The sequence below is a fragment of the Mycobacterium sp. genome (assembly GCF_035499775.1).
In the GTDB taxonomy this organism is placed as follows: domain Bacteria; phylum Actinomycetota; class Actinomycetes; order Mycobacteriales; family Mycobacteriaceae; genus Mycobacterium.
The window spans coordinates 1-19,559 of sequence record NZ_DATJYB010000582.1 but is presented as its reverse complement, the minus strand read 5'-3'; the positions used below and the strand labels follow the sequence as shown (position 1 = coordinate 19,559).

Genomic DNA, 19,559 nt, shown 5'->3' with positions numbered 1-19,559 from the left:
GGCCTCCGCCAAGCAGCGGCTCACCGATTCGGTGGAGACCGCGCTGAACCTGGCCGACGGCATCGTGGTCCTGGAGTTCCCCGACGAGCGTGACGAGCACGACCATGCCCGCGAGCAGCGGTTCTCCGAGAAGCTGGCCTGCCCCAACGGGCACCCGCTGGCGGTGGACGATCTGGAACCGCGGTCGTTCTCGTTCAACTCGCCCTACGGCGCCTGCCCCGAATGCACCGGTCTGGGCATCCGCAAGGAGGTCGACCCCGACCTGGTGGTACCCGACCCGGATCGCACCCTGGCCGAGGGTGCGGTGGCGCCGTGGTCGACGGGCCACACCGCCGAGTACTTCGTCCGGATGATGGCCGGCCTCGGCGACGCGCTGGGCTTCGATGTCGACACGCCGTGGCGCAAGCTGCCGGCCAAGGCGCGCAAGGCGATTCTGGAAGGCGCCGACGAGCAGGTGCACGTTCGCTACCGCAACCGGTACGGCCGGACCCGGTCCTATTACGCGGATTTCGAAGGCGTGCTGGCGTTCTTGCAACGCAAGATGGCTCAGACCGAGTCCGAGCAGATGAAGGAGCGCTACGAAGGCTTCATGCGCGACGTGCCCTGCCCGGTGTGCCAGGGCACGAGGCTCAAGCCGGAGATCCTGGCGGTGTCACTGGCCGCAGGGGAGCGCGGCAAGAAGTCGATCGCCGAGGTCTGCGAGCTGTCCATCTCGGACTGCGCGGATTTCCTCAATGCGCTGACGTTGGGTCAGCGCGAGCAGGCGATCGCCGGGCAGGTGCTCAAGGAAATCCAGTCGCGGCTGGGCTTTTTGCTCGATGTGGGGCTGGAGTATCTGTCGCTGTCGCGCGCGGCGGCCACGTTGTCCGGCGGTGAGGCGCAGCGCATCCGGCTGGCGACGCAGATCGGCTCCGGGCTGGTGGGCGTGCTGTACGTGCTCGACGAGCCGTCCATCGGCCTGCACCAGCGCGACAACCGTCGTCTCATCGAAACCCTCACCCGCTTAAGGGATTTGGGGAACACGCTGATCGTCGTCGAGCACGACGAGGACACCATCGCGCATGCCGACTGGGTCGTCGACATCGGCCCGGGAGCCGGCGAGCACGGCGGCTGCATCGTGCACAGCGGAACCTACAAAGAGCTGCTTGCCAACACGGACTCGATCACCGGCGCCTATCTGTCGGGTAAGGAGCGCATCGGGATTCCGCCAATCCGGCGTCCCGTCGACCGCAAGCGTCAACTGACCGTCGTCGGCGCCCGCGAGCACAACCTGCGCGACATCGACGTGTCATTTCCGCTCGGCGTGCTGACCGCGGTCACCGGTGTGTCCGGTTCCGGCAAGTCGACGCTGGTCAACGACATCCTGGCGGCTGTGCTCGCCAACCGGCTCAACGGTGCCCGGCAAGTCCCCGGCCGACACACCAGGGTCACCGGGCTGGACCACCTGGACAAGCTGGTTCGAGTGGACCAGTCGCCGATCGGCCGCACGCCGCGTTCCAACCCGGCCACCTACACCGGGGTGTTCGACAAGATCCGCACCCTGTTCGCCGCCACCACCGAGGCCAAAGTCCGCGGTTATCAGCCCGGCCGATTCTCCTTCAACGTCAAGGGCGGTCGCTGCGAGGCGTGCACGGGTGACGGCACCATCAAGATCGAGATGAACTTCCTGCCCGACGTGTATGTCCCGTGCGAGGTGTGTCACGGCGCCCGCTACAACCGGGAAACCCTGGAAGTGCATTACAAGGGCAGGACCATCTCAGACGTGCTGGACATGTCGATCGAGGAAGCGTCCGAGTTCTTCGAGCCGATCACCGGAATACACCGGTACCTGCGCACGCTGGTCGAGGTCGGTTTGGGCTACGTCCGGCTGGGCCAGCCGGCGCCGACGCTGTCCGGGGGCGAGGCGCAGCGGGTCAAGCTGGCCTCGGAATTGCAGAAGCGCTCCACCGGACGCACCATCTACATCCTCGACGAACCCACCACCGGGTTGCATTTCGACGACATCCGCAAGCTGCTGAGCGTCATCAATGGCCTTGTCGACAAAGGCAATACGGTGATCGTCATCGAACACAACCTGGATGTGATCAAGACGTCGGACTGGATCGTCGACATGGGCCCCGAGGGCGGCGCCGAGGGCGGGACCGTCGTCGCCGAGGGCTCTCCGGAGGACATCGCCGCGGTGCCGGAGAGCTACACCGGGAAGTTTCTCGCCGAGGTGGTCGGACGCGGGCCGGCCAGCCCGCCGAGACGCCGGCGCAAGGCCACCGCATGAGGCGTTGATTCTGCGTTGAGGGCGCGGTCGTCTCGGGGCTCAACCGCGACCTGTATGCAGTCTCGACGCCACCAGGCTCACCTCGCATAGTGCGCTCACCTCGCATGGTGCGCTCACCTCGCATGGCGCCTTCACCGAGACTGAAGTGAGGGCGTGGTTTTGAGCTCAAACCGCGATCTGTATGCAGTCTCGGCGCCCTCAGTTCAGCCTCGACGACACCAGCGCAGGCCCACCTCGCATCGCGCGCTCATCGCGTCACCGATTTGGACAGCGGCGACGGGAAGCGCGGGCTGATCCGCACGCCGTCCAGCCATGACGTGAGCTCGTCGGCCCGCCGCTGCAGTGCCCGACGCCCGTCCCGGCCGGGGTCTTCCAGCAATTGCAGCTGCACCCGGGCTTCGCCGTCCTGAGACCAGCCGCCCACTACGCGACCGTTCCACCATGCGGTGGGGCCGGCGTTGCCGTTGCGGTCGAAAAGCTGAAGTCGGTGCTCACCCAGATACCAATCACGTTGAAACCAGCCCATTGTCGTGGCGTCCAGCCCCGGCAGCAATGCGCCCCACGGCGGCGCCTCTGGTTCGGCCTCCAGGTCGTCTGCCAGCGCGTAGCCGGGCGTGCCGTCCAGATCGACCTGCACCGCGTCGATGTCGGTCAACGCCTTGCGAACAGCGGTCAACGTGGTGCCGAACCACCACTTGACGTCTTCGACGGTGGCGGGCCCGAACGCCCGCAGCCACCGGCGGGTCAGCTCGGCCTGCGCATCCGCGGCGGGCTCGCCGATATCACCCAGCCAGTCCCCGGCGGCGGCCCACCGCGGTCGCGACGTCGTCCAGGCTCCGTCATTGGGGCCGCGCACGATGTCGCCGCGCGCCGAGAGCACCGTCAGGACCCGCGGCGCGATCGGAACCTCACCGCCCCAACGCTTTCCAGGCGCGGGATCGTAGGTTCCGGCCAGTTCGGGAAGTACGCCCCGCAACTGGGTGCTGTTGGCCGGGCCATGCTCGCCAAGGTGGCGCAGCACCGCGGCGCAGGCCACGTCGAGCCAGCGTTCGCCGTCCGCGGCGACACCTGCCTTGCGCACATCGGCGGCCAGGCGGCGACTCTCGTTGGCGGCCACCCGGTCGCTGGCCGCCTGCTGAACGATCGCCAGGTCAGCGGAGTTCACCAACCACAGGGTCCGCCGCATCGCCAGATGCTTGACCGCAGAACGCCTCTGGTAGAGCTCCGTGTCCAAGTCGAGGGTGCCGAATCCCGGGCACCGCGCCCACAGCGACAGGTATGGCGTGGCCGGGTCGGTGGCGTGCAGTCCCACCAGCCCGGCGATGACCGTGGCTATCGGCTGCGCGCCGGCTGCGAGAAAGTGCCGGCGCGCCAGTCGGTTCCGTCGCTCGGTGACGCTGAAACTGCGCACTTACAGCGTGCGAGCCAGCCGATCCGCCAGCAGCCCGGCAAACTTCGCCGGATCCTCGAGTGCGCCGCCTTCGGCGAGAAGTGCTGTGCCGTAGAGCAATTCGGCGGTCTCGGCGAGCCGTTCCCGTTCGGCGTCGTCGCCGCCCTGCTGCAGCGCCTGTTGCAGGCCGGTCACCAGCGGGTGGTTCGGGTTCAACTCGAGAATCCGCTTCCCGATCGGAACCTCCTGCCCGGAAGCCCGGTACATGCGCGCGAGCGCCGGTGTGATCCCGAAAGCGTCGGTGATCAGGCAGGCCGGCGATTCGGTCAGGCGGGTGGACAACCGCACTTCCTTGACGTGTTCGTCCAAGGTCTGCTGCAGCCAGGTCAGCAGGTCCGCGAAATCCTTCTCCTGCTCCTTGCGCTCTTCCTCGTGGGCGGTCCTTTCCTCCTCGGAGTCCAGGTCCACCTCACCCTTGGCCACCGACTGCAGCGGCTTGCCGTCGAACTCGGGCACCAATCCCGTCCAGACCTCGTCGACCGGGTCGGTGAGCAGCAGCACCTCGTAGCCCTTGGCTTTGAACGCCTCCAGGTGCGGGGACTTCAGCAGCTGCTGATGCGACTCGCCGGTGGCGTAGAAGATCTGCTCCTGGCCCTCCTTCATGCGCCCGACGTACTCGGCCAGCGTGGTGAGCCCCTCGTCGCTGTTGGTGGAGGCGAACGACGAAACACGCAGCAGCAGGTCGCGGTTGTCGAAGTCGCTGATCAGGCCCTCTTTGAGGACCCGGCCGAACTGCGTCCAGAACGTGCGGTAGTCCTCCGGGCGGTCGGACTGCAGATCCTTGATCGTGGTGAGCACCTTCTTGGTGAGACGCCGACGGATCGCGTTGATCTGCCGATCCTGCTGCAGGATTTCGCGGGAGACGTTGAGCGACATGTCCTGCGCGTCGACGACACCCTTGATGAAGCGCAGGTACAGGGGCATGAGCTCCTCGCAGTCGCTCATGATGAACACCCGCTTGACGTACAGCTGCACCCCGATCTTGTTGTCCTGGTTGAACATGTCGAACGGGGCGTGCGACGGGATGAACAGCAGGGCCTGGTATTCGAAGGTGCCCTCGGCCTTCATCTGGATGACCTCGAGCGGGTCGTCCCAGGCATGCGCGATGTGCTTGTAGAACTCCTTGTACTCGTCCTCGGAGACTTCGTCTTTGGACTTGGCCCACAGCGCCTTCATCGAGTTGATGGTCTGGGTCTCGATGGTGACCTGCTCTTCGCCGCCTTCTTCTTCAGCGGGGGTGCGGCGCTCGACCTCCATCCGGATAGGCCAGGCGATGAAGTCGGAGTACTTCTTGACCAGCTCCTTGATCTTCCACTCCGAGGTGTAGTCGTGCAGCTCGTCCTCGCTGTCTTCGGGCTTGAGGTGCAGCGTGACCGACGTGCCCTGCGGCGCACCCTCGACGGACTCGATCGTGTAGGTGCCCTCGCCGCTGGACTCCCAGCGCGTGGCCTCACTCTCGCCGGCCTTGCGGGTGAGCAGCTGGACCTTGTCGGCCACCATGAACGTCGAATAGAAGCCGATACCGAACTGACCGATCAGCTCCTCTGAGGCCGATTCGTTCTTGGCCTCCCTCAGCTTCTGACGCAACTCGGCGGTACCGGACTTGGCCAGCGTGCCGATCAGGTCCACGACCTCCTCGCGGCTCATGCCGATGCCGTTGTCGCGGACGGTCAAGGTGCGGGCGACTTTGTCTATGTCGATCTCGATGTGCAGATCGGAGGTGTCGACATCGAGGTCTTTGTTGCGAAACGCTTCCAGCCGCAGCTTGTCCAGCGCATCGGAGGCGTTCGAGATCAACTCCCGCAGAAACGAATCCTTGTTGGAGTAGACCGAGTGGACCATCAGATCCAGCAGTTGGCGGGCCTCCGCCTGGAACTCCAACTGCTCCACGTGCTCATTCATGCCGAACAGATTATCGGCAGCCACTGACCAGTCGGGCGCTGCCTCACTCCTCGTTGCGCATCGACTCACGGATCTGGGCGAGCTTTTCCGCCGCCGCGCGCTGGCGCTTCTCATAGTCGTCTTCGACCTTGCGACCCTCCGACGTCTCGGCGTCGAGTTCCGTTGCGCCCAAGGCGGTTCCGTACCGCGTCTCGATCTTCTCGCGCACGGATTCGAAGGTCGGCACGCCCGAGCTGTCGTATCCGTCTGGAGTCGTTGGTTCGTCAGGCATGCACACCACGCTACTGCGGCTCGCGATCGAAGTACCGCGCCATCTGCTCCCAGTACACCAGCGTCAGCGCCATCTGCACGGCCGTCGCGACAACCGCCGGAAGCAACCGACGTCGGCGGGCGGCGACAACGCCCGCCAGCGCCACCGCGGAGGTCAGCACGCTGAGCGCCCTCGCCGCATCCCGGGGTCGACGGGTGATCCACAGTTCCTCGCCCAGCATCGCCCGCGTCGACCAGGCACGTTCATCGCGCGGCTTGCCGAAGACGAACGGATTGACCGCCAGCCAGCACCCGACCAGCGCGGCGTGGCCCCAGCGCCGCGTCCAGACGGGGACCAGCACCAACGGCGTGCTCGCCCAACGCGTCCACGCACTCCACGGATTGGCGTGCCGGGCGAACAGGGCCCGGCGAAAAGCTGCGATCGGCCGCACTAGTGCGGCTTGGCCAGCGGGAACGGCAGCGTCTCACGGATGCTGCGGCCGGTGATCAGCATGACGAGCCGGTCGATGCCCATCCCCAGTCCGCCGGTCGGCGGCATCGCGTATTCCATCGCCTGCAGGAAGTCTTCGTCGAGCTCCATCGCCTCGGGGTCGCCGCCGGCGGCCAGCAGGGACTGTTCGTGCAGCCGGCGCCGCTGCTCCACCGGGTCGGTGAGTTCGCTGTAGGCGGTGCCCAGCTCGACGCCCCACGCCACCAGGTCCCACCGCTCGGCCAGACCCGGCTTGCTGCGATGTGGCCGGGTCAGTGGCGACACGGACGCGGGGAAGTCGATGTAAAACGTCGGGTGCTCGGTCCGGTCCTCGACCAGGTGCTCATAGAGTTCGAGCACCACCGCGCCCGCATCCCACTGCCTGCGGTAGGGGATGTGCACGGCGTCGGCCAGCTTGCGCAGGCGGGCCAGGCTGGTCTCGGTGTCGATTTGCTCACCGAGCACTTCGGATACCGCGTCGTGCACGCTCTTCACCGGCCAGACGCCGGAGATGTCCACCGGCTCGACGCGCTCGTCGGACCCGTCCGTACGGGGCCGCATGACCGTCTGCGAGCCGTTGGCGGCTTCGGCGGCGTTCTGGATGAGTTCACGGCAACCGTCGACCCACACCATGTAGTCGGCGTGCGCCTGGTAGGCCTCGAGCAGGGTGAACTCGGGGTTGTGACTGAAGTCCACGCCCTCGTTGCGGAACGCCCGGCCCAGCTCGAACACCCGCTCCACACCGCCGACGCAGAGCCGCTTGAGGTAGAGCTCCGGCGCGATGCGCAGGAACAGGTTCATGTCGTAGCTGTTGATGTGGGTGACGAACGGCCGGGCCGCGGCGCCGCCGTGGATCTGCTGCAGGATCGGGGTCTCGACTTCGATGAATCCCTTGGCGAACAACGTCTCCCGGACCGAGCGCAACACGCTGCTGCGGGCCGTGACCAGGCGGCGGGACTCGGGATTGACTGCCAGGTCGACGTAGCGGGTCCGGACCCGGGCCTCCGGGTCGGTCAACCCTTTCCACTTGTTCGGCAAGGGCCGCAGGCATTTCCCGATCATGCGCCAGTTCCGCACGATCAACGAGCGGGTGCCGTTCTTGCTGAAGCCCATGTGCCCGGTTATTTCGACCAGGTCGCCGAGATCAATCGCCGCGGTGAAATCCCGGGTGCGCCCTCGCTCGAGGCGTGAATTATCCAGCAGCACTTGCATTTCGCCCGACCAGTCACGCAAGTCGGCAAACAGTACACCGCCGTAGTCGCGGAGCCGCAGTATGCGTCCGGACACCGAGACGTCTTCCTTGTCGTCCGCATCGATGGCTTGGGCGATCGTGTGACTTGGCGGCTCTCCCACCGGGTAAGCGTCGATGCCGGTGCGCTGCAGCGTCCTCAGCTTGGTCAGGCGCACCCGGACCTGTTCAGGCAGCCGGGACTTCGGTAGCTCTTCCTCGGCGGCGTCTTTTTGTGCTTGCAGCCCACTGACATCCGGAGCCGACCCATCGGGATTCAGCAGCCCGGATTCCGCCAGCCGCTGTGGCACCGCCGAGTGATGACCCGTGTGCTCCTTGTTGCGCCGGCTGAACGGCAACACCAGGTAGCCCTCGGCGATCACCGACGCGACCCCGACCCGGGGCATCAGGCGGGCGTCCTCGTAGCAGGCGTACCGAGGTATCCACTCCGGCTGGTATTTCATGTTCGAGCGGTACAGCGTCTCCAGTTGCCACCATCGCGAGAAGAACACCAACAGTCCCCGCCACATCCGGGCAACCGGGCCGGCGCCGAGTTGGGCACCCTGCTCGAATGCGGACCGGAACACCGCAAAGTTCAGCGAGATGCGGGTGATGCCGAGCCTTTCAGCGTTCAGGGCGAGCTCGCTGACCATCAGTTCGATAGTGCCGTTGGGCGACTGCGGAGAACGACGCATCAGGTCCAGGGAGACGCCGGTGTTGCCCCACGGGACCAGCGACAGCATCGCAACGACGTGACCATCGCGGTCTATCGCTTCGACCAGCATGCAGTCCGAGTCAGCCGGGTCGCCGAGCCGTCCCAGCGCCATAGAGAAGCCGCGCTCGCTTTCGGTGTCGCGCCAGGCGTCGGCACGGGTGATGGTTTCTGCCATCTCTTCGGGTGAGATGTCGCGGTGCCGACGGAACCGCACCGTCAGGCCGGCGCGGCGGGCGCGCGTCACCGCCTGGCGTACCCCGCGCATCTCCGGACCGGACAGCTTGAAATCGGAGGTCCGCAGAATCGCCTCATCGCCCAGCTCCAAAGCGTTGAGGCCGGCCTCACGGTACACCCTGGCCCCCGCCGAACTGGCACCCATGACGCCGGGCGCCCAGCCGTAGGCCTGACACAGGCCCAACCACGCCGCGACGGCCTGCGGCCAGGCCTGCGGGTCACCCACCGGGTCGCCGCTGGCCAGGCAGACCCCTACCTCGACGCGATAGGTGAGTGCGGCACGGCCGCTCGGCGCGAACACCACCGACTTGTCGCGGCGGGTCGCGAAGTAGCCCAGTGAGTCGTTCTGACCCCACAGCTCGAGCAGCCCGCGGATGGCGGATTCGTCCTCACCGGTCAGCGCGTTGTCCGCGCGCTGGGACTGAAACAGCACGATGGCCGCCACGATCAGCGCGAGCGCGCTGAACAACCCCATGATCGCGTTGACGAATACCGGCGTTCGGCCGGTGAATAGTTGGGCGGGCGCGACCGCGAATCCAACCACCCGGTTCACCACGTACAAGAAGCGGTGATCCGGTGTGAGAGTCCCGGGAAACCTTTGGACCAGGCCCCAGGACAACAGGATTCCGATCAGCCACCCGGTGATCAGTACCGCCGCCGCCTTGAACAGGGCGCCCCGGCGGACCTTGGCCCAAAACTCCCGATAGCTCAGGATCAGCAGCACGGCGGACACGACGTGGAAGGCGAACCCGAGAGTTTCGCCGAAATTCTCGGCCGGCGTGTTGCCGCCCTGCGCGATATCGGCGATGTTCAGGACGGCGGAAAGAACCATGTTGCCGAGCAACAGCACCCAGGCGATCCGTTTGCGGGCGGTCAACGCGGCGGCCAGCAGTGCCAGCACGAACGACCACGAGATGCTGGTGTCCGGGAAGTTGAACAAATAGGCGTTGATGAATTCGCGCGGCGGCCTGATGATCCACCGCAGCAACGGTGACACGCTGGCGACCAGTGACACGGTGGCGATGACGCCGACGGTCCAGCCAGCCGCCGCCGGTACCCAGTGCAACCGGGAGTTCGACTGGCCAGCCCCCGAGCGAGTCGTTGTGAGTGTCACCGACCGAGAGGATATTACTTCAAACTGGGGAATGGTTCGGGAAGGGCTAAGAGTCTTCGCGAGTCGTTCAAGTGTCGTCTGACGCGGCGCGCGACATCTGGCTGCTAAACTGGCCTGCGCGACCATCCCGGCGAAAGTCAGGGACAGTTAAGTGGAGTCCCACTCCCACCGCTGGCCATGAGGCTATGCGGTCCGGTCACAGGCATTTTGAAGTGCCTGTTCTGCGCGACGCGCAGGCGGCTTGAGCAGCGTCAAGCGGCGATCGGTCGGCATTGGGCCCTGCTTTTGCAGGGCTTTTTTGCTGATGGCGTGGTGTTCCCGAAGACTGCATCCTGGCTGTTCTCCCGGCGCTGGTCACGAACGAAAGACCAGAGAAGCCGAACAGGGGAGGCCCCATCAGCACTGAGACCCGCGTCAACGAGCGCATTCGCGTACCTGAAGTCCGACTGATCGGCCCAGGGGGGGAGCAGGTAGGCATAGTGCGTATCGAAGACGCACTCCGCGTTGCCGCGGACGCCGATCTCGACCTTGTCGAAGTTGCCCCGAACGCCAGACCACCGGTCTGCAAGATCATGGACTACGGCAAATACAAGTACGAGGCGGCGCAGAAGGCGCGCGAATCCCGCAGGAACCAGCAGCAGACCGTCGTCAAAGAACAGAAGCTGCGACCGAAGATCGACGATCACGACTACGAGACCAAGAAGGGTCACGTGGTCCGCTTCCTGGAAGCCGGATCGAAGGTCAAGGTCACCATCATGTTTCGTGGACGCGAGCAGTCCAGGCCCGAGCTGGGCTACCGGTTGCTGCAGCGGCTGGGCGCCGACGTTGCCGACTACGGCTTCGTCGAAACCTCGGCCAAGCAGGACGGACGCAACATGACGATGGTGCTGGCACCGCACCGCGGCGCCAAGACTCGCGCCCGGGCGCGGCATCCTGAGGGACCGGCTGCGGGACCCGCACGCGATGCGGATGCAGCCGGGGAAGCCAACGCTTCACCCAACTGACCTGCCAGCAAGAACGACAAGAACCACCAGAACGGGGAAACATGCCCAAGGCCAAGACTCACAGCGGGGCCTCAAAGCGGTTCCGGCGCACCGGCACCGGGAAGATCGTCCGCCAGAAAGCCAACCGCCGACACCTGCTCGAGCACAAGCCCACCAAGCGCACCCGTCGGCTCGACGGTCGCACCGTGGTGTCGGCGAATGACACCAAGCGGATCAACGCGCTGCTGAACGGCTGACCGCCGCCGCCCGCGCACACTTACCCACGCTTCCAAAGGGCCAGTGCCGGCCCCTTTACCGATTACGTCTGAACGAGAGTAGGAACACCCATGGCACGCGTGAAGCGGGCAGTCAACGCCCACAAGAAGAGGCGCACCGTCCTGAAGGCCTCGAAAGGCTATCGCGGCCAGCGATCCCGGCTCTACCGCAAAGCCAAAGAGCAGCAACTGCATTCGCTGAACTACGCCTACCGCGACCGGCGTGCGCGCAAGGGCGAATTCCGCAAACTGTGGATCGCGCGGATCAACGCGGCCGCGCGCGCCAACGACATCACCTATAACCGGCTGATCCAGGGCCTGAAGGCGGCCGGCGTCGAGGTGGACCGCAAGAACCTCGCCGATATCGCGGTCACCGACCCCGCGGCGTTCACCGCCCTGGTCGACGTCGCGCGCGCAGCACTTCCCGAAGACGTCAACGCTCCGTCCGGAGAGGCCGCCTAGCCCGGGCTGCGGATGCTTACCGAACGCTCGGCCAGGGTGGCCGCGGCGGTCAAGTTGCATCGCCACGTCGGCCGGCGACGTGCTGGACGATTTCTCGCCGAAGGCCCCAACCTGGTCGCGGCAGCCGCGGCGCGGGGGCTGGTCCGGGACGTGTTCGTCACCGAGTCCGCGGCGCAGCGGCACTCGTCCCTGTTGACGGGGTTGCCGGTGCATCTGGTGACCGAGCGCGCCGCAAAGGCACTCTCCGACACGGTCACCCCGGCGGGGTTGGTCGCGGTCTGCGAAACGCCCGACACCCGGCTCGAGGACGCGCTGGCCGGCTCGCCCCGGCTGATCGCGGTCGCCGTCGAGATCAGCGAGCCCGGCAACGCGGGCACCTTGATCCGCATCGCCGACGCGATGGGCGCTGCGGCTGTGATCCTGGCCGGCCACAGTGTCGACCCGTACAACGGCAAGTGTCTGCGCGCTTCGGCCGGCAGTATCTTCTCGATCCCGGTCGTGGTTGCGCCCGACGTGGGTGACACCGCCGCCGCGCTGCGTGCGGCCGGTCTGCAGGTGCTGGCCGGCACCGTGGACGGTGAGATCAGGCTCGACGAGGCCGAGGAAATGCTCGCCGAGCCCACGGCCTGGCTGTTCGGGCCCGAAGCACACGGTCTGCCCGCCGACATCGCCGGTCTCGCCGACCGTCGCGTGCGCATCCCGATGTCCGGCGGGGCGGAGAGCCTGAACGTGGCTGCCGCCGCCGCGATCTGCCTGTATCAGAGCGCGCGGGCGCTGGATCGCTGATCCGCGTTAAGCCGCCCTGCCGCGGCCCCGCGCCGGTCGCAGACCGGCGATCGAGAGCGTGCCGTGCACCAGCGAACCCGCACGTTCGAAAAGGGCCCTGGCGGGGTCGAGAGGGGAGCGGGGGCGCGGCGGGAAGTAGTGCATCGGCAGGCCCCGGCGGTCCCGGGGCGGCGCCGTGAACGCCGGCGCCTGGACCAGTGGTGCGTCGCTTCGGACCCGCCCCTCGGCGCGCCGGTAGGCGGCCAGCGCGCGCGGGTGCAGGCGGATTTCGTCGGGCACCGCTAAAAACGCCAGCTCGACGGCCTTGCCGAACACCCGCAGCAGTATCTCGTCGCCCGGTGTCCAGCGCATGCCCGCCTTCTCCCGGACCGCCGGCTCGAACAGGCCGGCCGCGAGCCAGCGCTGACCGGCGACCAGCGGCTTGAACAACTGATCCCAGATCGGCGTCGGCATGAGAACGAATTTCGGCTTGGGAATCCGCATGTTGAAGATGTCCAGCGTGGCCTGGTTGATCTCCAGCTCGTCCCGGCCCACCCGTTCCCAGTACTCCTGGAATTCCTCCCACGAGCCTGGCACCGGTCGCATGCTCATCCCGTACATCCGGTACCACTGCACGTGCTCGGCGAACAGTTGGCGCTTCTCCGCCTCGGTCAAGCCTCCGCAGAAGTACTCGGCCACCTTGACGACGAGCATGAAGAAGGTCGCGTGGGCCCAGTAGAAGGTCTCCGGGTTCAGCGCGTGGTAGCGGCGCCCCTCGGCGTCGATGCCCTTGATGGTGCTGTGGTAACCCTTGATCTGCTGGCCGGTCTGGGCGGCGCGATCGCCGTCGTAGACCACCCCCATGATCGGGTACACCGAGCGGGCCACCCGCTGCAGCGGTTCGCGCAGCAGGATCGAATGCTCTTCGACTCCCGCGCCGAGCTCCGGATACATGTTCTGGATCGCGCCGATCCACACGCCCATCATTCCGGTGCGCAGGTCGCCGAAATACTTCCAGGTGAGCGAATCAGGTCCGAGCGGTTCGGCGGATCTGTGGGCGGACGTCCCCGATATGCGTGTGGCGGTCATCGCTGACCTCCTCTCCCGAATGCGCTCACGATAAGCTTTGACAACGCACGTTGTCTACGATTTCGGCATATCGTCGGCGGTGCTGTTACCGAGTCTCCACAGCCCCGCAGCGAGCCCGTGATCAGGCCATTTGTTGCGATTTGCACCACAGCCGAGCGGCTCTCGTTGCCTGGGTCCGCGGCGACCGCCTACCCTTGCCAGAGTGGATGCCGGACCTCAGGATGCGGAGTCCGGCGAGACCTCCGGAAAGGCCCTAGAAGCCGCGGCCGGGGAGCCCCAAGAGACCCAGACCGCGCTGGCGCCCGCCGAGCACCGGCGCAATCCGGCCGAGTGGCTGCGCACCACCAATCACAGTCCCGGCGTCGTAGCCTTCGTCCGGCGGGCACGACGGCTGCTGCCCGGCGATCCCGACTTCGGCGACCCGCTGTCCACCGCCGGCGAGGGAGGTCCCCGCGCGGCGGCACGGGCCGCCGATCGACTGCTGGGGGATCGTGACGCGGCTTCGCGGGAGGTCAGCCTGAGCGTGCTGCAGGTGTGGCAGGCGATGACCGAAAAAGTGGCCCGACGGCCGGCGAATCCGGAGGTCACGCTGGTTTTCACCGACCTGGTCGGGTTCTCGACCTGGTCGCTGGAGGCGGGCGACGACGCCACGCTGACGCTCCTGCGGCAGGTTGCCCGGGCCGTCGAGACGCCACTGCTGGACGCCGGTGGGCACATCGTCAAACGCATGGGCGACGGGATCATGGCGGTGTTCCGGAATCCGCTGGTCGCGGTGCGGGCCGTGTTCGCCGCCGACGAGGCGATCAGGTCGGTTGAGGTAAATGGGTATACCCCACGAATGCGAGTGGGGATCCACACCGGCAGGCCGCAACGGTTGGGCGCGGACTGGCTCGGGATCGACGTCAACATCGCCGCGCGCGTGATGGAACGCGCCACCAAAGGCGGCATCATGATTTCCGGCCCGGCCCTGGACCTGATACCGCAAAGCGATCTGGACGAAATGGGCGTCGTCGCCAAACGCGCACGGAAGCCCCCGTTTGCCCAGAAACCCGCCGGTGTTCCCGCTGACCTGGCGATATACCGCCTCAAAACTCGCAGGGACTTCCTAGCTTCCGTTGAAACGTTGGAAACAAATGCATAGGCATAGTGGAACTCGATGATCCACGGCATCTTGTCCCGGGTGGCGCGGTTGCGCTTCACGGTCGGTTACATGGCAGCGCTGTTCGTGGTCAGCACCGTGTTCCTGGTGGTCAGTCCCCGGACGCACGACTTGATTATCGAGCGCGCCAGCACCAACCTGCACAATCTGTCCCACGGACGCGTGCACACCCTGCTGGGTAGCGCGTTCGTCGTCGAGGCGGGTCCGCTCTACTTCTGGATGCCCTTCCTGGCGTGCCTGCTGGCGCTGGCTGAACTGCATCTGCACACCGTCCGGCTGATGGTGGCGTTCGTCGTCGGCCACATCGGCGCGACGCTGGTGGTGGTCGCGGCTCTCGCGGCGGCGGTCGAGTTCGGCTGGATGCCCTGGTCTGTCACCCATGCCAGCGATGTCGGGATGAGCTATGGCGCCCTCGCGGTGCTCGGCGCGCTGACCGCGACGATCCCGCGGCGGTGCCGTCCGGCCTGGGTCGGCTGGTGGATATCGGCGGGATTGATCGCCGGGGTGGTCGGCGGCGACTTCACCAACGCGGGCCACGCGGTCGCGGTGACCCTCGGCGTTCTGGTCGCGTCTCGGTTCCGCCACCCGGTGCACTGGACGTGGCTGCGCCTATTCATGCTGCTGAACGCCTCCGGATTCGGCTTCCTGATTCTGGCCCACCACTGGGGGTCGATGGCTGCGACGGCCGGAGTCGGCGCGCTGGGCGCGTTTGCGGCCCACCAGATCGTCAAGTTCTGCGCGGCGCGTCGTGCGGTGCCGGCTTCGCCGGTGGACGCCGAGCTCACCGACCCGCAACCGGCGCTCACCGCCTGACGCCGAGCTCGCATCACCGAATCACTTATGATCGGGCGAATCCGCCCCCATCACCGCCGATGCGGGCCGTCCGAAGCAGCCCCGTCAGCCCAGGAGAGGGTCGCCGCGTGGGGGATCAACCCGTCGATTTGTCGCCCGAGGCACTAGCCAAGGCGGTCAGCGCCGCGCAGCAGGCGATCGCGCTCGCCGACGATCTCGACGCGCTGGCGCGGATCAAGACCGAGCAGCTCGGTGACCGCTCGCCATTGGCGCTGGCGCGACAGGCACTGGGCGCGCTGCCCAAAGAAGACCGCGCCGACGCGGGCAAGCGCGTCAACATCGCACGCGCCGACGCCCAGCGCAGCTACAACGAACGGCTGGCGGTCCTGCGGGCCGAGCGCGACGCTGCGGTGCTGGTCGCGGAGGGTATCGATGTCACGTTGCCGTCCACTCGGCAGCCGATCGGCGCCCGGCATCCGATCACCATATTGGCTGAGCACATCGCCGATACCTTCGTCGCGATGGGATGGGAACTGGCCGAAGGGCCGGAGGTCGAGACCGAGCAGTACAACTTCGATGCGCTGAACTTCCCGCCCGACCATCCGGCGCGCAGCGAGCAGGACACCTTCTACATCGCGCCGGAGGATTCTCGGCAGCTATTGCGCACGCATACCTCGCCGGTACAGGTGCGCACCCTGCTGGAACGCGAACTGCCGGTCTACATCATCTCGATCGGCCGCACGTTCCGCACCGACGAACTCGACGCCACTCACACACCGGTGTTCCACCAGGTCGAGGGCATGGCGGTGGACCGCGGTCTGTCCATGGCGCACCTGCGCGGAACGCTGGATGCCTTCGCGCGGGCCGAGTTCGGGCCGCAGGCGCGCACCCGGATCCGCCCGCACTTCTTCCCGTTCACCGAACCATCCGCCGAGGTCGACGTGTGGTTCGCCAACAAGAAGGGCGGCGCCGACTGGGTCGAGTGGGGCGGCTGCGGAATGATGCATCCAAACGTGTTGCGGGCCGCGGGAATTGACCCCGAGGTGTACTCGGGCTTCGCGTTCGGCATGGGCCTGGAACGTACCCTGCAGTTTCGCAACGGCATCCCCGACATGCGCGACATGGTCGAGGGCGACGTCCGATTCTCGTTGCCGTTCGGGGTGGGGGCCTGATGCGCGTCCCCTACAGCTGGCTGCGCGAGGTCGTCACCGCCGGCGCGCCCGGCTGGGATGTGGCGCCCGCGGACCTCGAGCAGACGCTGGTGCGCATCGGTCATGAGATCGAGGAGGTGCTGACGCTCGGTCCGGTCGACGGCCCGCTGACCGTGGGGCGAGTGACCGGGATCGAGGAACTCTCGGAGTTCAAGAAGCCGATCCGGGCCTGCCTGGTCGACATCGGCGCCGGCGAACCTCAGGAAATCGTCTGTGGTGCAACCAATTTCGTGGTCGGCGATCTGGTTGTGGTGGCGCTGCCCGGAACCACATTGCCCGGCGACTTCACCATCACCGCGCGCAAGACCTATGGTCGCAACAGCAACGGAATGATCTGTTCGGCGGCCGAATTAGGTTTGGGCGCAGACCATTCCGGAATCCTGGTGCTGCCGCCGGGAACTGCCGAACCCGGAGCCGACGGGGCCGCCGTGCTGGGCCTGGACGACGTCGTCTTCCATTTGGCCATCACGCCCGACCGCGGTTACGCCATGTCGGTGCGCGGCCTGGCCCGCGAGATCGCCTGCGCCTACGACCTGGAGTTCATCGACCCCGCTGACGTGCCGCCGCTGCCCGTCGAGGGGCCGGCGTGGCCGCTGACGGTGGACGCCGCGACGCAGGTCCGGCGGTTCGCGCTGCGCCCGGTCACCGGGATCGACCCGGCCGCTGTCTCGCCGTGGTGGCTGCAGCGTCGGCTGCTGCTGTGCGGCATCCGGGCGGCCTCTCCGGCGGTGGACGTCACCAACTACGTGATGCTGGAACTGGGTCATCCCATGCATGCCCACGACAGCAAGCGGATCACCGGGGGTCTCGAGGTGCGGTTCGCCCGGCCCGGCGAGACCGTCGTCACCCTGGACGACATCGAACGCAAGCTCGATCCAGCCGATGTGCTGATCGTCGACGACGTCGCGACCGCGGCGATCGGCGGCGTGATGGGCGCGGCGAGCACCGAGGTGCGCGCCGATTCCACCGACGTCCTGCTGGAAGCAGCGGTGTGGGATCCGGCCGCGGTGTCACGCACGCAGCGGCGGCTGCATCTGCCCAGCGAGGCCGCCCGCCGCTACGAGCGCGCGGTGGACCCGGCCATTTCGGTGGCCGTCCTGGACCGGTGCGCCACATTGCTCGCCGACATCGCCGGCGGAGTGGTTTCCCCGACGTTGACCGATTGGCGGGGCGACCCGCCAGTGGGCGACTCGGTCGCCGAATGGGCCGGGTCGCGGATCCGGATGAACGTCGACCTGCCGGACCGCATCGCGGGGGTGGCGTATGCGCCCGGCACGACCGCCAGGCGGCTGACCCAGATCGGCGCGGTGGTGGCCGAGAACGACGACATCCTGATGGTCACGCCGCCGAGTTGGCGACCCGATTTGCGGCAGCCCGCCGACCTGGTCGAAGAGGTGCTGCGACTGGAGGGGCTGGAAGCCATCCCGTCGGTGCTGCCGGCCGCGCCCGCGGGCCGTGGACTTACCGCGGTGCAGAAGCGCCGGCGGGCGATCGGCAAGTCGCTGGCCCAGTCCGGTTATGTCGGGATCCTGCCGACACCGTTCTTGCCGGCCGGAGTGTTCGACCTGTGGGGCCTGCCCGCCGACGACCCGCGGCGCGACACGACCAACGTGGTCAACCCGCTGGAGGCCGACCGTCCGCAGCTGGCCACCACGTTGCTGCCCGCGCTGCTGGAAGCCTTGGGGCGCAACGTATCCCGCGGTCTCGTCGACGTCTCGCTGTTCAGCATCGCGCAGGTGGTCCAGCCGACCGACCGCACTCGCGGCGTCGAGCTCATCCCGGTCGATCGCCGGCCCACCGAGGCCGAGTTCGCCATGCTGGACGCCTCGTTGCCCCGGCAACCGCAGCACGTCGCCGCGGTGCTGGCCGGGCTGCGTGAACCGCGGGGTCCTTGGGGTCCCGGCCGCCGGGTCGAAGCCGCCGACGCGTTCGAAGCGGTACGGATCGTCGCGCGGGCCAGTGGAGTCGACGTCACCCTTCGGGCGGGTCAGTACCTGCCGTGGCACCCGGGCCGGTGCGCCGAGGTCCTGGTCGGGGAGACGCTTATCGGTCACGCGGGACAGTTGCATCCCGCCGTCATCGAGCGGTCCGGCCTGCCGAAGGGCACCTGCGCGCTCGAGCTGAACCTCGACGCGCTTCCCATCGTCGAGGCACTGCCCGCACCCCGGGTATCGCCGTTCCCCGCCGTGTTCCAGGACGTCAGCCTGGTGGTGTCTTCGGATGTCCCCGCCCAGACCGTCCAGGATGCCGTTCGGGAGGGTGCCGGCGAACTGCTGGAGCATATTCAGTTGTTCGACGTGTTCGCCGGGCCGCAGATCGGCGAGGACCGCAAATCGCTGACCTTCGCATTGCGATTCCGCGCGCCGGATCGGACGTTGACCGAAGACGACGCCAGCGCGGCGCGAGATGCCGCGGTGCGGCGCGCCGCCGAACTTGTGGGCGCGGTATTGCGCACCTGAAACTGTCTTAATTGCGGGTCCGCGTCGCTGTTTAGCAATTCACCGTAACGGCCTTGGTGAGTTCGACGATAATTGGACATGTCGTTCCTGAGTGTGGTGCCGGACCAGATTGAGTCTGCGGCTAATAATTTGGCGGGCATTCGTTCGACGCTGGACGAGTCTTCCGCAGCGGCAGCAGCGCCCACGACAGCAGTGGTCGCTGCCGCCGAGGACGAGATATCGGCGGCGATCGCGTCGATATTCGGCGACTTCGGCCAGCAGTATCAGGCTCTGAACGCTCAAGCGGCCTCGTTTCACGACGAGTTCGTCAAGTTGTTGAACGCCGGCGCGGGCGCATATCTGAGCACCGAAGTCGCCAACGCGGAAAGCAATTTGCTGAACGCGGTGAATGCGCCGGTGCAAACACTTTTAGGTCACCCGTCGGCCCTGGCCGGTGCCGAGGACATCGTCACCCGGATTACGGCGGCGTGGCAGGCCGCCGAACCCTCGATCGCCAAGGGCGGCGCCGAGCTGCTGCTGGCCGGACAGACCGCTCTCACCGGAGTTACCCAGCTGGAACCTGCCTTTGCCGACCTCGTTCAGGCCGGCAACTATTTTGTGGCGGCGGGAACGGATGCTGTTGCCGGGCTCACTGCGCTGGGGACCGCGGCGACCGAGCTCATCGAAGGTGTCAGCGACATCGCGATGGCCGCCGGGAGCGCCATCGGCGG

At 67.0% G+C, this 19,559-nt stretch carries 16 protein-coding genes; 10 read left to right on the top strand and 6 right to left on the bottom strand.

Annotation, left to right across the window (positions count from 1 at the left end):
• Nucleotides 1-2,272: excinuclease ABC subunit UvrA (gene uvrA, locus VML93_RS35465; protein ID WP_325618057.1), on the top strand; the 2,272-nt coding region annotated here is incomplete at its 5' end.
• Between the two features lie 247 nt (nt 2,273-2,519).
• On the opposite strand, the gene VML93_RS35460 is transcribed toward uvrA, so the two are convergent.
• Genes VML93_RS35460 through lysX form a run of 5 tightly spaced genes read right to left on the bottom strand, consistent with a single transcriptional unit; the run spans nt 2,520 to nt 9,654 of the window.
• The gene (locus VML93_RS35460) at nt 2,520-3,683 is read right to left on the bottom strand and encodes a winged helix DNA-binding domain-containing protein (RefSeq protein ID WP_325618055.1); all 1,164 of its coding nucleotides are present in this window, start codon (nt 3,681-3,683) and stop codon (nt 2,520-2,522) included.
• Nucleotides 3,684-5,624, bottom strand: coding sequence for a molecular chaperone HtpG (gene htpG, locus VML93_RS35455; protein WP_325618053.1), 1,941 nt, complete (start codon nt 5,622-5,624; stop codon nt 3,684-3,686).
• Nucleotides 5,625-5,667: 43 nt separating this feature from the next.
• The gene (locus VML93_RS35450; RefSeq protein WP_325618051.1) at nt 5,668-5,895 is read right to left on the bottom strand and encodes a hypothetical protein; all 228 of its coding nucleotides are present in this window, start codon (nt 5,893-5,895) and stop codon (nt 5,668-5,670) included.
• 10 nt (nt 5,896-5,905) lie between these two features.
• Complete coding sequence (locus VML93_RS35445) at nt 5,906-6,325, bottom strand: DUF6653 family protein (protein WP_325618050.1); 420 nt, start codon at nt 6,323-6,325, stop codon at nt 5,906-5,908.
• Entirely contained in the window at nt 6,325-9,654 is a 3,330-nt protein-coding gene (gene lysX / locus VML93_RS35440; protein ID WP_325618048.1) for a bifunctional lysylphosphatidylglycerol synthetase/lysine--tRNA ligase LysX, read from the bottom strand. Before lysX ends, VML93_RS35445 begins: the two co-directional genes overlap by 1 nt.
• Before the next feature lie 395 nt (nt 9,655-10,049).
• On the opposite strand from lysX, the gene infC reads away from it, so the two are divergent.
• From infC to VML93_RS35420, 4 genes are all read left to right on the top strand, one after another.
• A complete protein-coding gene (infC, locus tag VML93_RS35435; protein ID WP_325618061.1) occupies nt 10,050-10,658 on the top strand; it encodes a translation initiation factor IF-3 in 609 nt (202 codons plus the stop codon).
• Between the two features lie 41 nt (nt 10,659-10,699).
• A complete protein-coding gene (gene rpmI / locus VML93_RS35430; protein ID WP_325618046.1) occupies nt 10,700-10,894 on the top strand; it encodes a 50S ribosomal protein L35 in 195 nt (64 codons plus the stop codon).
• A gap of 90 nt (nt 10,895-10,984) precedes the next feature.
• A complete protein-coding gene (gene rplT, locus VML93_RS35425; protein ID WP_325618044.1) occupies nt 10,985-11,374 on the top strand; it encodes a 50S ribosomal protein L20 in 390 nt (129 codons plus the stop codon).
• A gap of 12 nt (nt 11,375-11,386) precedes the next feature.
• Entirely contained in the window at nt 11,387-12,160 is a 774-nt protein-coding gene (locus VML93_RS35420) for an RNA methyltransferase (protein ID WP_325618041.1), read from the top strand.
• A 6-nt stretch (nt 12,161-12,166) separates the two neighbouring features.
• Here VML93_RS35420 and VML93_RS35415 read toward each other — a convergent pair whose 3' ends face one another.
• Nucleotides 12,167-13,228, bottom strand: coding sequence for an oxygenase MpaB family protein (locus VML93_RS35415; protein ID WP_325618039.1), 1,062 nt, complete (start codon nt 13,226-13,228; stop codon nt 12,167-12,169).
• Between the two features lie 202 nt (nt 13,229-13,430).
• Between VML93_RS35415 and VML93_RS35410 the strand changes: the two genes are divergently transcribed.
• From VML93_RS35410 to VML93_RS35390, 5 genes are all read left to right on the top strand, one after another.
• A complete protein-coding gene (locus VML93_RS35410) occupies nt 13,431-14,369 on the top strand; it encodes an adenylate/guanylate cyclase domain-containing protein (RefSeq protein WP_414686532.1) in 939 nt (312 codons plus the stop codon).
• Nucleotides 14,370-14,384: 15 nt separating this feature from the next.
• Nucleotides 14,385-15,200, top strand: a complete 816-nt coding sequence (locus VML93_RS35405) for a rhomboid-like protein (RefSeq protein WP_325618037.1) — start codon at nt 14,385-14,387, stop codon at nt 15,198-15,200.
• A 107-nt stretch (nt 15,201-15,307) separates the two neighbouring features.
• Entirely contained in the window at nt 15,308-16,351 is a 1,044-nt protein-coding gene (pheS, locus tag VML93_RS35400; RefSeq protein WP_325618035.1) for a phenylalanine--tRNA ligase subunit alpha, read from the top strand.
• A complete protein-coding gene (pheT, locus tag VML93_RS35395) occupies nt 16,351-18,849 on the top strand; it encodes a phenylalanine--tRNA ligase subunit beta (protein ID WP_325618033.1) in 2,499 nt (832 codons plus the stop codon). The genes pheS and pheT overlap by 1 nt, the downstream gene beginning before the upstream one ends.
• Nucleotides 18,850-18,927: 78 nt before the next feature.
• On the top strand, nt 18,928-19,559 hold a 632-nt coding region (locus tag VML93_RS35390; protein WP_325618030.1), incomplete at its 3' end, for a PE family protein.

Bases quoted from the DNA above. Each gene is read 5' to 3' on its own strand.
- htpG (WP_325618053.1), bottom strand. From the start codon at position 5,624: ATGAATGAGCACGTGGAGCAGTTGGAGTTCCAGGCGGAGGCCCGCCAA.
- VML93_RS35450 (WP_325618051.1), bottom strand. From the start codon at position 5,895: ATGCCTGACGAACCAACGACTCCAGACGGATACGACAGCTCGGGCGTG.
- rpmI (WP_325618046.1), top strand. From the start codon at position 10,700: ATGCCCAAGGCCAAGACTCACAGCGGGGCCTCAAAGCGGTTCCGGCGC.
- rplT (WP_325618044.1), top strand. From the start codon at position 10,985: ATGGCACGCGTGAAGCGGGCAGTCAACGCCCACAAGAAGAGGCGCACC.
- VML93_RS35420 (WP_325618041.1), top strand. From the start codon at position 11,387: ATGCTTACCGAACGCTCGGCCAGGGTGGCCGCGGCGGTCAAGTTGCAT.
- VML93_RS35415 (WP_325618039.1), bottom strand. From the start codon at position 13,228: ATGACCGCCACACGCATATCGGGGACGTCCGCCCACAGATCCGCCGAA.
- VML93_RS35405 (WP_325618037.1), top strand. From the start codon at position 14,385: ATGATCCACGGCATCTTGTCCCGGGTGGCGCGGTTGCGCTTCACGGTC.
- pheT (WP_325618033.1), top strand. From the start codon at position 16,351: ATGCGCGTCCCCTACAGCTGGCTGCGCGAGGTCGTCACCGCCGGCGCG.